This window comes from Streptomyces sp. NPDC052040 (assembly GCF_044548405.1).
GTDB lineage: Bacteria > Actinomycetota > Actinomycetes > Streptomycetales > Streptomycetaceae > Streptomyces.
Window position 1 is genome coordinate 1 of the sequence record NZ_JBIUBV010000012.1, and the last position, 13,927, is coordinate 13,927.

14 protein-coding genes are annotated in these 13,927 nt (G+C 72.2%); 7 read left to right on the top strand and 7 right to left on the bottom strand.

From position 1 onward, the window contains the following. Window positions 1–299: 299 nt before the first annotated feature. Together ACIHAA_RS22540 and ACIHAA_RS22545 are read left to right on the top strand one after the other, a co-directional pair. A complete protein-coding gene (locus ACIHAA_RS22540) occupies window positions 300–1,238 on the top strand; it encodes a hypothetical protein (RefSeq protein ID WP_399819879.1) in 939 nt (312 codons plus the stop codon). Between the two features lie 86 nt (window positions 1,239–1,324). After that, window positions 1,325–1,654 (top strand): rhodanese-like domain-containing protein, encoded by a 330-nt coding sequence (locus ACIHAA_RS22545; protein WP_399820194.1) that lies wholly within the window; start codon window positions 1,325–1,327, stop codon window positions 1,652–1,654. 52 nt (window positions 1,655–1,706) lie between these two features. Here ACIHAA_RS22545 and ACIHAA_RS22550 read toward each other — a convergent pair whose 3' ends face one another. From ACIHAA_RS22550 to paaA, 6 genes are all read right to left on the bottom strand, one after another. Further along, window positions 1,707–2,846: an acyl-CoA dehydrogenase family protein gene (locus ACIHAA_RS22550; protein WP_399819881.1), complete on the bottom strand. Its 1,140-nt coding sequence runs from the start codon at window positions 2,844–2,846 to the stop codon at window positions 1,707–1,709. A 168-nt stretch (window positions 2,847–3,014) separates the two neighbouring features. Next, complete coding sequence (locus ACIHAA_RS22555; RefSeq protein ID WP_399819883.1) at window positions 3,015–4,079, bottom strand: 2Fe-2S iron-sulfur cluster-binding protein; 1,065 nt, start codon at window positions 4,077–4,079, stop codon at window positions 3,015–3,017. Next, a complete protein-coding gene (paaD, locus tag ACIHAA_RS22560) occupies window positions 4,079–4,618 on the bottom strand; it encodes a 1,2-phenylacetyl-CoA epoxidase subunit PaaD (protein ID WP_399819886.1) in 540 nt (179 codons plus the stop codon). Before paaD ends, ACIHAA_RS22555 begins: the two co-directional genes overlap by 1 nt. Further along, window positions 4,612–5,337, bottom strand: a complete 726-nt coding sequence (gene paaC, locus ACIHAA_RS22565; protein ID WP_399819888.1) for a 1,2-phenylacetyl-CoA epoxidase subunit PaaC — start codon at window positions 5,335–5,337, stop codon at window positions 4,612–4,614. Before paaC ends, paaD begins: the two co-directional genes overlap by 7 nt. Then, on the bottom strand, window positions 5,334–5,621 hold the full coding sequence (paaB, locus tag ACIHAA_RS22570; RefSeq protein ID WP_265561137.1) for a 1,2-phenylacetyl-CoA epoxidase subunit PaaB: 288 nt from the start codon (window positions 5,619–5,621) through the stop codon (window positions 5,334–5,336). The genes paaC and paaB overlap by 4 nt, the downstream gene beginning before the upstream one ends. 2 nt (window positions 5,622–5,623) lie before the next feature. Beyond that, a complete protein-coding gene (gene paaA / locus ACIHAA_RS22575) occupies window positions 5,624–6,676 on the bottom strand; it encodes a 1,2-phenylacetyl-CoA epoxidase subunit PaaA (RefSeq protein ID WP_399819890.1) in 1,053 nt (350 codons plus the stop codon). Window positions 6,677–6,963: 287 nt separating this feature from the next. Between paaA and ACIHAA_RS22580 the strand changes: the two genes are divergently transcribed. The 3 genes from ACIHAA_RS22580 (at window position 6,964) to ACIHAA_RS22590 (ending at window position 9,976) form a co-directional block, all read left to right on the top strand. Beyond that, the gene (locus ACIHAA_RS22580; protein ID WP_399819893.1) at window positions 6,964–7,851 is read left to right on the top strand and encodes a DUF5819 family protein; all 888 of its coding nucleotides are present in this window, start codon (window positions 6,964–6,966) and stop codon (window positions 7,849–7,851) included. Next, entirely contained in the window at window positions 7,848–9,071 is a 1,224-nt protein-coding gene (locus ACIHAA_RS22585; RefSeq protein ID WP_399819896.1) for an HTTM domain-containing protein, read from the top strand. Before ACIHAA_RS22580 ends, ACIHAA_RS22585 begins: the two co-directional genes overlap by 4 nt. Window positions 9,072–9,205: 134 nt before the next feature. Next, entirely contained in the window at window positions 9,206–9,976 is a 771-nt protein-coding gene (locus ACIHAA_RS22590; protein ID WP_399819898.1) for a TrmH family RNA methyltransferase, read from the top strand. A gap of 7 nt (window positions 9,977–9,983) precedes the next feature. Here ACIHAA_RS22590 and paaN read toward each other — a convergent pair whose 3' ends face one another. Next, window positions 9,984–11,675: a phenylacetic acid degradation protein PaaN gene (gene paaN, locus ACIHAA_RS22595; RefSeq protein ID WP_399819900.1), complete on the bottom strand. Its 1,692-nt coding sequence runs from the start codon at window positions 11,673–11,675 to the stop codon at window positions 9,984–9,986. 148 nt (window positions 11,676–11,823) lie between these two features. Between paaN and ACIHAA_RS22600 the strand changes: the two genes are divergently transcribed. Together ACIHAA_RS22600 and ACIHAA_RS22605 are read left to right on the top strand one after the other, a co-directional pair. Further along, on the top strand, window positions 11,824–13,338 hold the full coding sequence (locus tag ACIHAA_RS22600; RefSeq protein WP_399819902.1) for a 3-hydroxyacyl-CoA dehydrogenase: 1,515 nt from the start codon (window positions 11,824–11,826) through the stop codon (window positions 13,336–13,338). Continuing rightward, on the top strand, window positions 13,335–13,925 hold the full coding sequence (locus ACIHAA_RS22605) for a TetR/AcrR family transcriptional regulator (RefSeq protein ID WP_399819904.1): 591 nt from the start codon (window positions 13,335–13,337) through the stop codon (window positions 13,923–13,925). The genes ACIHAA_RS22600 and ACIHAA_RS22605 overlap by 4 nt, the downstream gene beginning before the upstream one ends. The last annotated feature ends 2 nt before the right edge of the window (window positions 13,926–13,927 follow it).

Genomic DNA, 13,927 nt, shown 5'->3' on the forward strand with positions numbered 1-13,927 from the left:
CGCCCCAACCGCCCTCGCCCCGCTCCCCCCCCCCCCCCCCCCCGAAAACCCCCCCCCCCCCCCCCCCCCCCCGGGGAAAACAAAAGGCATTGGCAAAACCCCCGGGTGCGTGCCCGGGGGGGGCACCCGGCCCCCGGCGGGGCCCCGCGGGGGGGGGGGGGGGGGGGCCGGGGGGGGGGGGGGGGGGGGGGGGGGGGGGGGGGGGGGGGGCCGCCCCCCCAAGCCCGCGCCGATCGTTCTGGGCCCCGCCCCCCGACGGACCCCCCAGTCCCCCTCCCCCCGTGTCATACGCTGGTCCGGTGACGACGCCCGACGCCGAGCAGAGCGAGTCTGTGTCCGCTGCCCAGGAGCCGCTTGCCGAAGGCGGCGCCGTTCCTGAAGGGAGCCCGATGACGGCCGACGACTCACCCAGTGCCGGTGCCGATGCCGGTGCCGGTGCCGCTGAAGGCGGGGACGGGGGCGGCCCGCGGCCCGAGGAGCGGTTGGAGAAGGCGGTACGGGCCGCCGAGCAGGCGTTGATCGAGTACGAGATCGCCGTGGAGACCTTCCGCGTCGAGGTCGAGAACTTCTCGCGGCTGCACCACCAGAAGCTGGGGCCGATGTACGCGCGCCTCGACGAGCTGGAGGCCGAGATCGCCGAGGTGCGGGCCGCCCGCAGCGGGGATCCGGAGGACATCCGGCGTGCTCATGAGGCGCGCTCCCGGGTCATGCCGATGCCGGGCGTGGAGGAGCTGTTCCACGGCTGGATGGACTCCGAGGGGCTGTTCCCGGAGGCTCAGGCGATGCTGACGGATCAGCCCGTGCGGCCTCCGCAGCGGGTGCGCCCCAGCGAGGAGGCGCGCAGGCTGTATCGCGAGCTGGTACGCAGGGCGCATCCGGACCTGGCTCAGGACGAGGCGGAGCGCAAGCGGCGGGACGAGTTCATCGCGCGGGTCAATGCCGCGTATGCGCGTGGTGACGAGGCGCAGCTCCAGGAGCTTTCCGAGGAGTGGGCGGCCGGTCCGGTGCCCGAGGAGCGCAGGCCGAGCCGGAGTGAGGAGCTGTACGCCCGCCTGGAGTGGCTGGCTCAGCGGAAGGATCTGCTGTCGTTGGTGGCCCGGGAGCTGGAGGAGGGCGCGATCGGTTCGATGCTGCGGCTGGCTGCTGACGATCCCGACACTCTGCTGAACGAGATCGCCGATCAGCTGATGGCGCAGGTCGCGGAGAAGGAAGCGGAGCTGGCGGCGATGCGCGGCTGATCCGCCGGGTGCGGGGCGGTGGAGTGGGCCGGGGCCGCTTCGGGGCCGGGTCGGGTAGCGTCGGGGGTATGCATTTCGGAGCTGGTGTGCCCACGGTCAAGGTCGCGGATCTCAAGGACGGCGATTTCCTGCTGGACGTCCGTGAGGACGACGAGTGGCAGGCGGGTCACGCCCAGGGGGCGCTGCACATTCCTCTCGGTGAGTTCGTCGCTCGGTTCGGTGAGTTCACCGAGGCCGCGCCGCAGGACGGCCGGGTTCATGTGATCTGCCGTTCCGGTGGGCGTTCGGCGCAGGTCACGATGTATCTGGTGCAGCAGGGCATCGACGCGGTGAACGTCGACGGCGGTATGCAGGTGTGGGCCGCGGAGGGCCGTCCGGTCCTGGATGCCCGGGGTGAGTCGGGCTTCGTGCTGTAGTCCCGCCGGGGAAACCATCTGCCCGTGTCTCCGTCCGGAGGCCGCGGGCGGGTCATGCCAGCGGGTGTGCTGCCAGCAGGTCGCCGAGGGTTTCCTCGTGGGCGGCGGCGGGGCCGAGTGAGAGTTCCAGGTGCTTGGCCCAGGCGTGGTAGCGGTGCAGGGGGTAGTCGGTGTCGGCGCCGAAGCCTCCGTGCAGGTGCTGTGCGGTCTGTACGACGCGGCGCAGGCCGTCGGATGCCCAGATTTTCGCTGTGGCCACGTCACCGGCGGCGGGCAGTGCGCCGGGTGCGCGGGAGCTGATCCGCCAGGCTGCCTGCCAGAGTGTGGCTTCCATGGCGCGCAGGTCGATGTACCGGTCGGCGGCCTGGACGGCGACTGCCTGGAAGGTGGCGAGGGGGTGGCCGAACTGTTCTCGCCCGCTGGTGTAGCGGCTGGTCATCTCGAGTGCTTTCTCGGCGAGGCCGAGGGCGAGTGCGCAGGTCCCGGTGGTGAGGAGGAGGCGGAGTTCCTCCCAGGCCCCGTCGGCGTCGAGCAGGTGCCGTGCGGGGATCCGTGCGGAGTCCAGGCGCAGTTCGGCGAGGCGTTCGCCGGTGGTGGAGTACTGCTCGGCGAGCCGGATGCCCGGGTGGGTCCGGGGGACGAGGGCGAGGACGGTGCGGGCGGTGTCGTGGGTGTGGGCGGGGAGGAGTACGTAGTCGGCGGTGTGCGCCCAGGGCACTGCGGTCTGGATGCCGTCGAGTGTCCAGTTGCCGTCGTTGTCCTGGCGTGCGGTCACGGCGAGTTCGGCGGGGTCGTGGCCGGTGCGGCCGTGGGCGGCGACGGTGAGGACCAGTTCTCCGCGGCCTGCCCGGGTGAGCAGTTCTTTTCTGGTGTCGGGGTGTCCGTGGGCCTGGAGGGCGGTGGCCGCGGCCGTGTTCTCCAGGAGGGGGATGCGGGCCAGTGATCTGGCGGATTCCCGGAGTACGAGGCAGAGGGCGATGGGGTCGAGTCCGGCGCCGCCGTATTCGGTGTGGAGGAGCAGGCTGAGCAGGTCCGCGTCGGCGAGGTGGGTCCACAGGGTGCGGTCGAAGTCGTCGGCGACGGCGCCGGGTGTGAGTGCGGGGCTGGGTACGGCGTCCGGAGCGACCGCGGCGAAGTGGGCTTTCGCCGCTTCGAGTGCCGCCTGCTGCTCTTCGCTGAAGGTGAAGTCCACGGCCTGTCCTTCCCGTCGGCCCCGCTGATCTGACGGAGCGTCAAGATAGAACAGGTTCTACGAGAAGGGAACGGCTCGGGAGGGGTACGGCTCGGAGGGCCGGACATGCACGAGCCGCGTAGGGGAGCCGGTGGTGTGGGAGCCGGTGTGCTCCCGGTCCCGTGACGTTCACCGGTCGAAGTCCAGCTCCACCTTCTCCGTGACGGGGTGCGACTGGCACGCCAGCACATAACCCGCTTCGGTCTCCTCCGGTTCCAGTGCGAAGTTGCGGTCCATGCGCACCTCGCCGGAGACCAGGAAGGCCCGGCAGGTTCCGCACACTCCGCCCTTGCATGCGTAGGGGGCGTCGGCCCGGTTGCGCAGGACCGTCTCCAGCAGCGATTCGCCGTCGGCCACGGGCCAGGTCCCGCCGCGGCCGTCGAGCCGGGCGGTCACCGTGCTGTGGACGGGGACGGGTGCCGGGGCGGCGACCGTGGAGCCCGCGTCGACGTGGAAGATTTCCTCGTGGATACGGGTCCTCGGCACCTGGAGTCCGCGCAGTGCGCGCTCCGCCGACTGCACCAGTCCGTAGGGCCCGCACAGGAACCAGCCCGCCACCCGGTCCACCGGCAGCAGTGCCGGAAGCAGCCCGGACAGCCGCTCCTGGTCCAGGCGGCCGGTCGGCAGCCCTGCCTGCTGCTCCTCCCGGGAGAGCACCGTGACGAGCTGGAACCGCTCGGGATGGCGGTCCTTCAGGTCGGCGACCTCCTCCAGGAACATCGTGGAGGCGGCGGTGCGGTCGCTGCGTACGAGGCAGAACCGGGCGCGGGGTTCCCGCTCCAGCAAGGTGGCCACGATGGACAGCACGGGGGTGATGCCGCTGCCGCCGACGATCCCCGCGTACAGCCCGGGGGCGGGCTCCAGGGTGAACCGTCCCGCCGGGGTCATCACCTCCAGCTCGTCGCCGACGGCGATCTCCTTGAGCGCGTAGGTGGAGAAGGCGCCTCCGTCGACGAGCCGTACCCCGACCGTGAGGGTAGCGGGTCCTGCGCCGTCCGCCGCCGGTGCGGGGGAGCAGATGGAGTAGGTGCGCCGGACCTCTGTGCCGTCGGCGGTGCGGCGCAGGGCCAGGTGCTGGCCGGGGGTGTGCCGGTATTCCTCGCGCAGGGCGGGCGGCACGGTGAAGGTCAGGGCCACGGAGTCGTCGGTGAGCCGGTCGACGGCGGCCACGGGGAGCGGGTGGAACCGGGCCATCACAGCTCCTTGAAGTGGTCGAAGGGCTCACGGCAGTCGAGGCAGCGGCGCAGCGCCTTGCACGCGGTGGAGGAGAAGCGGCTGAGCAGCTCGGTCTCGGTGGATCCGCAGAAGGGGCAGCGCAGGGCTTCTTCGGGGCCGGGGGAGTCCGTGACGACCGTGCGGGTGGGGCCGAGTTCCAGGGGTACGGGTCCGGAGCGCGGCAGTGCCCGGGGCGGAGCTATCCCGAACTCCCTGAGTTTGCGGCGGCCTTCGTCGGTGATGTCGTCGGTGGACCAGGCGGGGGTGAGTACCGTGCGGACCACGACGTGGGCGACCCCGTGCTGGTGGAGGATGCGCTCGATGTCCAGGGCCATGGTCTCGATGGCGGGGCAGCCGGTGTAGGTCGGGGTGAGTTCGACTTCCACCGTGTCGGGGCCGTGTGCGTGGACGGCTCGCAGCACGCCGAGTTCCTGGAGGGTGAGCACGGGCAGCTCGGGGTCGGGGACGGACCCGGCGAGCTGCCGCAGTTCGTCTTCGAGGGCGGTGGTGGTCACCATGACGCCCCCGGGTGGCTGCGGTGCAGGTGCTGCATTTCGGCGAGCATCCGTCCGAAGGGTTCGGTGTGCAGGCCCTGCCGTCCGGCACCCGCGGTCCATGCCCCGGACTGGGGGCCTTCGGGCAGGTCGAGGGTGGCGCGGTGCAGGACGGACCCCACCGATTCCAGCCACGCGGTCTTCATCGCCGCCCAGTCGACGTCGACGTCCAGTCCTTCGACGGGCTGGAACATCTCGCCGGTGTACCGCCACAGGGCCGTGCACGCGTTCTGCATCCGGTGGTGGCTGGTGTCCGTGCCGTCGCCGAGTCGCACGGTCCAGTGTTCGGCGTGGTCCTGGTGGTAGGCGACCTCTTTGACCGCCTTGGCGGCGAGTGGGGTGAACTCGCTTTCCGCCGATGCCAGTTGGGTGTACAGGAGCCGCTGGTAGGTAGAGAAGTAGAGCTGGCGGGCGATGGTGTGGGCGAAGTCGCCGTTTTCCTGTTCCACGAGCTGGAGGTTGCGGAAGGCGCGTTCCTCGCGGAGGTAGGCCAGTTCGTCCTCGTCGCCGGCCAGGGACAGCAGGAACCGGGCCTGGCCGAGCAGGTCCAGGGCGATGTTGGCGAGGGCCACCTCTTCTTCGAGTACGGGCGCGTGGCCCGCCCACTCCCCCAGGCGGTGCGAGAGCACCAGGGCGTCGTCGCCGAGGGCCAGGGCGGCCGTGAGGTGCCGGGTGGCGGTCACAGGTGCTTCACCCCTTCCGGGATCTCGTAGAAGGTGGGGTGCCGGTAGGGCTTGTCGGCTGCGGGTTCGAAGAAGGGGTCCTTCTCGTCCGGGGAGGAGGCGGTGATCGCGGCGGAGGGGACGACCCAGATCGAGACGCCTTCGCCGCGCCGGGTGTACAGGTCGCGGGCGTTGCGCAGGGCCAGTTCGGCGTCCGGGGCGTGCAGGCTGCCGGCGTGGGTGTGCGAGAGTCCTCGGCGCGAGCGCACGAAGACCTCCCACAGCGGCCACTCTTCGGTCGTCATGGTCACGCCTTTCCGTTGTGGTCGGCCGTGGGGGCCGAGGGTGCGCCGGCTGTCCGCGCGGGCGCGTCGGCCGTGCTCGTCCCGTGGTGCTTCGCCGCGTGGGCCGCGGCCGCCTCCCGTACCCAGGCGCCCTCGTCGTGTGCTTGTCTGCGCTGGTTCAGCCGCTGCTCGTTGCAGGGGCCGTTGCCCTTGAGGACGTCCCGGAACTCCGTCCAGTCGATGGGTCCGAAGTCGTGGTGTCCGCGTTCCTCGTTCCAGGTGAGGTCCGGGTCGGGGAGGGTGAGGCCCAGCGAGGCGGCCTGGGGGACGCAGATGTCCACGAAGCGCTGGCGCAGCTCGTCGTTGGAGTGGCGCTTGATCTTCCAGGCCATCGACTGGGCGGAGTGCGCCGACTCGTCGTCGGGCGGGCCGAACATCATCAGGGACGGCCACCACCAGCGGTCCACCGCGTCCTGCGCCATGGCGTGCTGTTCCGGTGTGCCGTGGCTGAGGGCCATCAGCAGCTCGTATCCCTGGCGCTGGTGGAAGGACTCCTCCTTGCAGACGCGGACCATCGCGCGGGCGTAGGGGCCGTAGGAGCAGCGGCACAGGGGGACCTGGTTGGTGATCGCGGCGCCGTCCACCAGCCAGCCGATGGCGCCGACGTCGGCCCAGGTCAGCGTGGGGTAGTTGAAGATCGAGGAGTATTTCTGGCGGCCGGTGTGGAGCTTGTCGAGCAGCTCGTCGCGGCTGGTGCCGAGCGTTTCCGCCGCGCTGTACAGATACAGGCCGTGGCCTGCCTCGTCCTGGACCTTGGCCATCAGGATCGCCTTGCGGCGGAGGGAGGGGGCCCGGGTGATCCAGTTGGCTTCCGGCTGCATGCCGATGATCTCGGAGTGGGCGTGCTGGGCGATCTGGCGGACCAGGGTGGCGCGGTAGGCGTCGGGCATCCAGTCGCGCGGTTCGATGCGCTCGTCGGCGGCGACGGCGGCGTCGAAGGCGGCCTCGAAGGCCGCCGTGTCGATCTCTGCCGTGCCGTCCGCGCGGGGCGTGCGGTGTGCTGCTGCTGTCGCCATGCGATCCCCCTCGACCCATCTCGCCCGACCGATCGTTCGGTCGTGTTGGTTCAATGGTGGAACGTGGCGCCGTAGGGTGTCAACCGCTGTGGAGAACCTCCGGGCAGTCGTCCGGCCGCTGTGTCCAATGCGCTGTGCGGGGCGAGTGGGTCCCAGTAGCGTTCCCGTGCGCACACCGTCGGGTGCTGCGCTCGGGTGAGGCGGGCCGCCCGGCGGACACGGCGCGAGGGACGGGTCCGCGGCACGGGACGGCACCGGGAGCGGGAAGGCTCGGGAGACGGGGCGGGATGGACGCATACGACAAGGGGCCGGGCACCCGGCGTGAGGAGAGGCCGGACGCCCCGGCCGCACCCCCGCCCGCGAGCCCCGGCCACGACGCACCCGCAGGGCCCGTCCCCGCCCCGGCGTCCCCTCTGCCCGCGGACCCCGGCCACGACGTCCCCGCACGGCCCGTCCCCGCCCCGGCGGTGTCCCCCCTGCCCGCGGACCCCGGCCACGACGCTCCCGCACAGGCCGCCCTCGCCCCCGCCGGTGTCGCCGCGCTCTCCCTCCCCTACCGGATCGCCGCCGCGCTGGCGCTCGCGGTGGTCGCTCTCGCCGCCTGTGTCCACCTCGGGATGGTCTTCCTCCATGTCGCGCCCGCGAACGTGCTCACCAAGGAGCACGGCAAGGAGGTGGACGACTGGATCTACCCCGAGTTCGAGCAGAACTGGAAACTCTTCGCGCCCAACCCCCTCCAGCAGAACATCGATGTCCAGGCCCGGGCCGAACTGCGTACCCCGGACGGCGCCGCCCGCACCACCGGCTGGTACGACCTGTCCGCGCTGGACGGCGCCGCCATCGACGGCAACCTGCTGCCGAGCCACACCCAGCAGAACGAACTGCGCCGCGCCTGGGACTTCTATGTGACCTCGCACGACGGCCGGAACCGCCCCGCGGGTCTGCGGGGCGCCCTGTCCGAGGACTATCTCCGCCGGGTCGCCGCGCTGCGCCTGGACCGCGCGCACGCGGCGAAGTCCGGCGAGAGGGTCGAAAGCGTCCAGGTCCGCTCCCGCACCACCAATGTGCCGCCGCCGAAGTGGAGCGGTGAGCGGGTCGGCACCGCGCCCGTCTACCACCGGCTGCCCTGGTGGCCGCTGCCGGACGGCGAGGCGGCGGGGGAGGTCGCCCGATGAACCGGATCACCGGCTGCGTCTCGCGCGGTGTCGCCCGGGTCACCGACGCCGCTCTCGGCCCGTACCAGACCGCGGTCGTCCGCATCGGCTTCGCCGCCACCTGGCTGCTGTTCCTGCTGCGCGAGTTCCCGCACCGCCAGGAGCTGTACGGGCCCGACGGGCCCTGGAGCTGGAGTCTGGCCCGGCAGCTGATCGCCGGCAACCATGCCTTCACGGTCCTGATGTGGTCCGACAGCCGGGCGTGGTTCGAGACCGTGTACGCCCTCGCCGTGCTGTCGAGCGCCCTGCTGCTGGCCGGATGGCGCACCCGCACGATGTCGGTGCTGTTCATGGTGGGCGTGCTGTCCTTGCAGAACCGCAGTGTCTTCGTGGGCGACGGCGGTGACAACGTCATCCATCTGATGGCGATCTACCTGGTCTTCACGCGCTGCGGTCAGGTGTGGTCGCTGGACGCGCGCCGCGCCCGGCGGGCCCGTACGGCGTCCCAGGAGGGTTCCCCGCCCCGGCCCGACCGGGTGGGCCCGGCTCTGTGGACCGCGCTGGGTCTTGTGCTGGCCCTGGCCACCGGCGCGGGCCGGTTCAGCACCGGCTGGCTCGTGCTGTTCTGGGGCCTGTGGGGCGTCCAGGGCCTGTGGTGGTACGCCGTCCGGCGCGCGCCCCACGCCGAGGCGGGTGTGCTGCTGGACGTCATCGGCAATCTGGTCCACAACGCCGCCCTGCTCGTGATCATGGCGGAGGCGTGTCTGATCTACTCGACCGCCGGCTGGTACAAGATCCAGGGTTCGCGCTGGCAGGACGGCACCGCGGTCTACTACCCGCTCCACCTCGACTACTTCTCGCCCTGGCCCGCCCTGTCCGAGCTGCTGTCCTCGCACGGTCTGGCCGTGATGCTGGTGACCTACGGCACCGTCGTCGCGCAGGTCGCCTTCCCCTTCACCCTGTTCAACCGGCGGGTGAAGAACGTCCTGCTGGTGGTGATGATGGCCGAGCACGCGGTGATCGCCGTGGTGCTGGGACTGCCCTTCTTCTCGCTGGCGATGATCGCCGCCGACGCCGTGTTCCTGCCGACGTCCTTCCTGCGGAGGCTGGGCGGATGGACACTCCGCCTGCGCGGACGCCTCGCGCGATCCGGCACCCGGATCCCCCTGCCCGGCCCGCGCCGACCCCGGCCACCCGCCGGGGGGCCGTCGGACCACCCGCAGGCGAGCCCCACGGCGTGAGCCGCACCCCCGGCCCGGCGTGAGCCGCACCCCCGGCCCGGCCCGCACAAGCCGGAAGCGCGCCACCCCGAAGCCCCGCCCCGAAGCCCCGCCCCGAACCGCCCCCGGCCCCCCGCGCACGTAGGCTGCTCCGCATGACGGACCCCCGCCGCAGCACCGCCGATCCGCTGGACGCCTGGCACCGGCTTGCCGATGCCTCCGTGCTGCTCGACGGCTTCCACGCGCTCAAGCACGCGGTGCGCTTCGGGGCGCGGGTGCCCGCCGCCGTCACCACCGACCGGCGGGCGGCGCTCGCCCTCGCCGACGAACTGGCGCCCGATGTGCGGGAGGCGCTGGCGGCGCTGCTGACGGAGGTCCCCGAGGACACCTACCGGAGTCTGGTGCCGCGCCCGCATCCCACCGCGGTCGCCGCCCTCGCCGTACGCCCCGCCCGTGAGGACAACCTCCGGACGCTGCGGCACACCCCCCGCACCGCCCCCGTCGTCGTCCTCGACAATCCGCGCAACCTCGGCAACGCGGGAGCGGTGATCCGGCTGGCGGCCGGTTTCGGCGTGACCGGCGTGGTCACGACCGGCACCCTCGACCCCTGGCACCCCACGGTGGTGCGGGGCGGCGCCGGGCTGCACTTCGCCACGGCCGTGGAGCGGCTGTCCGTGGCCGAGCTGCCCCCGGGCCCCGTGTTCGCCCTGGACCCGGAGGGCGACGACCTGCGGGCGCTGAAGCTGCCCGACGACGCGGTGCTCGCCTTCGGCTCCGAGCGCACCGGCCTGTCGGCCGAACTCCGCGCCCGCGCCGCCCATCTGGTGTCCCTGCCGATGCGCCCCCAGGTCTCCAGTTACAACCTGGCCACCAGTGTGGCCATGACGCTGTACCACTGGAGTGCCGCCGGGGGCGCCCCGGCCTGAGCCGCCGCTACACCTCCCGGCGCACCTCCACCACCCGGAAGCGGCTCGCCACGAAGGCGCCGTCGCACAGGGCCGCGTTGGCCGCCGCGTTGCCGCCGGAGCCGTGGAAGTCGGAGAAGGCGGCCGTCTGGTTGACGTACACCCCGCCGGTCAGGTTCAGCGAGAGCTGGGCGCACTCCTCCAGGCAGGCCTCGGTGACGGCCCGTTCGACCTCCTCGGAGGTGGTGTGGGCGCCGACGGTCATCGCGCCCTTCTCCCGGATGCTGCGGCGCAGCAGCTCCACCGCGTCCGCCGCCGAGTCGACCGCGACGGCGAAGGAGACCGGGCCGAAGCACTCGCTCATATAGGCGGCCTCGTCGTCCGGCTTGGCGCCGTCCAGCTTCACGATCACCGGGGTGCGCACGATCGCGTCCGGGAACTCCGGGTTGGTGATCTCCCGGGAGGCCAGGGCGACTTCGCCGAGTCCGGCCGCCGCCTCCAGCCGGGCCTTGACATCCGGGTTGACGATCGCGCCGAGCAGCGCGTTCGCCCGGGCGTCGTCGCCCAGCAGGCCGTCGACCGAGCGCGCGAGATCGGCGACCACCTCGTCGTAGGACTTCGGGCCCTCGTCGGTGGTGATGCCGTCCCGCGGGATCAGCAGGTTCTGCGGGGTGGTGCACATCTGGCCGCTGTACAGGGACAAGGAGAACGCCAGGTTCGACAGCATGCCCTTGTAGTCGTCGGTGGAGTCGACGAGGACCGTGTTGACGCCCGCCTTCTCCGTGTAGACCTGCGCCTGGCGGGCGTTGGCCTCCAGCCAGTCGCCGAAGGCCGTGGAGCCGGTGTAGTCGATGATCCGGATCTCCGGGCGCACCGCGAGTGTCTTGGCGAGGCCCTCGCCGGGGCGCTCGGCGGCCAGTGCCACCAGGTTGGGGTCGAAGCCCGCCGCGGCGAGCACCTCGCGGGCCACCTGGACGGTGAGCGCGAGCGGGAGCACCGCGCGCGGGTGCGGCTTGACCAGGACCGCGTTGCCGGTGGCCAGGGACGCGAAGAGGCCCGGGTAGCCGTTCCACGTGGGGAAGGTGTTGCAGCCGACGACCAGCGCGACGCCCCGCGGGACGGGCACGAAGTCCTTGGTGAGGACCAGCGGGTCGCGCTTGCCCTGCGGCTTGGTCCACTCCGCGGTCTCGGGTGTGCGGACCTGCTCCACATACGCGTAGGCGACGGCTTCCAGGCCGCGGTCCTGGGCGTGCGGGCCGCCCGCCTGGAAGGCCATCATGAACGCCTGGCCGCTGGTGTGCATGACGGCGTGCGCGAACTCGTGCGTGCGGTCGTTGATGCGTTTGAGGATCTCCAGGCACACCACGGCGCGTGTCTCGGCGCCCGCGTCGCGCCAGGCGCGCTGTCCGGCGCGCATGGCGGGCAGCAGGACGTCGATGTCCGCGTGCGGGTAGGTGACGCCCAGCTCGATCCCGTACGGCGAGACCTCGCCGCCGGTCCAGTCGTCCGTGCCGGGCTGGCCGAGGTCGATGCGGCTGCCGAGGAGGGCGTCGAAGGCGGCCTTGCCGGCCGCGGCGTCCAGGCTGCCGTGCTCCCCGTAGGCCTTGGGGTGTTCGGGGTGCGGGGACCAGTACGCGCGGGTGCGGATGGCCTCCAGCGCCTGGTCGAGGGTGGGCCGGTGCTGGGCGATCAGCTGGTGCGCGGTGAGTTCGGCGGCCATGCGGGACCAACTCCTCGTCTCAAGAGCTCTTCGTCGAGTTCATGACCTGGGCAGGATCAGGCGGACAGGGCTAGAGTAACCGAACGATCGGTCGGGACAAGGGGGCCTGCCGTATCTGTGGAAAACCCCGTGCGGGAGGATCGCGCACATGACAGCACTCGACCTCAGCAGCCCGGTGGCTGTGGTGGGCACCGGCACCATGGGCCAGGGCATCGCCCAGGTCGCGCTGGTCGCGGGACATCCCGTGCGGCTGTACGACGCCGTGCCGGGCCGCGCCCGTGAGGCGGCCGACGCCATCGGCGCCCGCCTCGACCGGCTCGTCGAGAAGGAGCGGCTCACCGCCGCCGAGCGGGACACCGCCCGCGCCCGCCTGCTGCCCGTCGAGGACCTGGCCGGCCTCGCGGACTGCTCACTCGTCGTCGAAGCGGTCCTGGAACGCCTCGACGTCAAGCAGCGGCTGTTCCGGGAGGTGGAGGACGTCGTCGGCGAGGACTGCCTGCTCGCCACCAACACCTCGTCCCTGTCCGTGACCGCCGTCGGCGGCGCCCTGCGCGCCCCGGGCCGCCTCGTCGGCCTGCACTTCTTCAACCCCGCGCCGCTGATGCCGCTGGTGGAGGTCGTCTCCGGGTTCGCCACCGACGTCACCTCGGCCACCCGCGCGTACGAGACGGCCCGCGCCTGGGGCAAGACCCCGGTCGCCTGCGCGGACACCCCGGGCTTCATCGTCAACCGCATCGCCCGCCCCTTCTACGCCGAGGCGTTCGCGGTGTACGAGGCGCAGGCCGCCGACCCCGCCACCATCGACGCGGTGCTGCGCGAGTCGGGCGGCTTCCGCATGGGCGCGTTCGAACTGACCGACCTCATCGGCCAGGACGTCAACGAATCGGTCACCCGCTCGGTGTGGGAGTCCTTCTTCCAGGACGTGCGCTTCACACCCTCCCTCGCCCAGCGGCGGCTGGTGGAGTCCGGCAGGCTCGGCCGCAAGGGCGGACACGGCTGGTACGACTACGGGGACGGCGCCGAGCGCCCCGAGCCGCACACCGCGGAGCAGGCGCCCCCGCCCGCGTACGTGGTCGCCGAGGGCGACCTCGGTCCCGCCGCGGAGCTGCTCGCGCTGATCCGCGAGGCGGGCATCGGCGTCCGCGGGGAAGAGGAGGAGCACGGCACCCGCCTGGTCCTGCCCGGTGGCGGCCAGCTGGTCCTCGCGGACGGTCAGACCTCCGTGGAGTTCCGGGACGTCGTCTACTTCGATCTGGCGCTCGACTACCGCCGGGCGACCCGGATCGCCCTGTCCGCCTCCCAGGACACCTCGCACACCACCCTCACCGAGGCCATCGGGCTCTTCCAGGCGCTCGGCAAGGACGTCAGCGTCATCGGGGACGTGCCCGGCATGATCGTCGCCCGGACGGTGGCCCGGATCGTGGACCTGGCGCACGACGCCGTCGCCAAGGGCGTGGCCACCGAGGAGGACATCGACACCGCGATGCGCCTCGGCGTCAACTACCCCCTCGGCCCCTTCGAATGGAGCCGGAGCCTCGGCCGCGGCTGGGCCTACGACCTCCTGGACGACCTGCATCTGCGCGACCCCTCCGGGCGGTACGCCCCCTCTCTCGCGCTCTACCGCCACGCCTACGCCTCGGAAAAGCGGGAGGGCACCCCATGACCACGACCAAGCGCGACACCTACACCCCGGAGAGCCTGCTCTCCGTCGCCGTGCAGGTCTTCAACGAGCGCGGCTACGACGGCACCTCCATGGAACACCTGTCCAAGGCCGCCGGTATCTCCAAGTCCTCGATCTACCACCATGTCGCGGGCAAGGAGGAGCTGCTGCGCCGGGCCGTCAGCCGGGCGCTCGACGGTCTCTTCGCGATCCTCGGTGAGGACCGCGCGCGCGAGGGCCGCGCCGTGGAGCGGCTGGAGTACGTGGTGCGGCGCATGGTCGAGGTGCTCACCGCCGAGCTGCCGTATGTGACGCTGCTGCTGCGGGTGCGCGGCAACACCGCCACCGAGCGGTGGGCGCTGGAGCGGCGCCGCGAGTTCGACCACCAGGTGGCCGAGCTGCTGAAGGCCGCCGCGGCCGAGGGGGACGTGCGCGGGGACGTGGAGGTGCGGCTCGCGACCCGGCTCGTCTTCGGGATGATCAACTCGATCGTCGAGTGGTACCGGCCGGACGCGCGCGGCATGGGCGAGCGGGAAGTCGCCGACGCGGTGGTCCGGCTGGTCTTCGCCGGGCTGCGCACCGAGCACTGAGA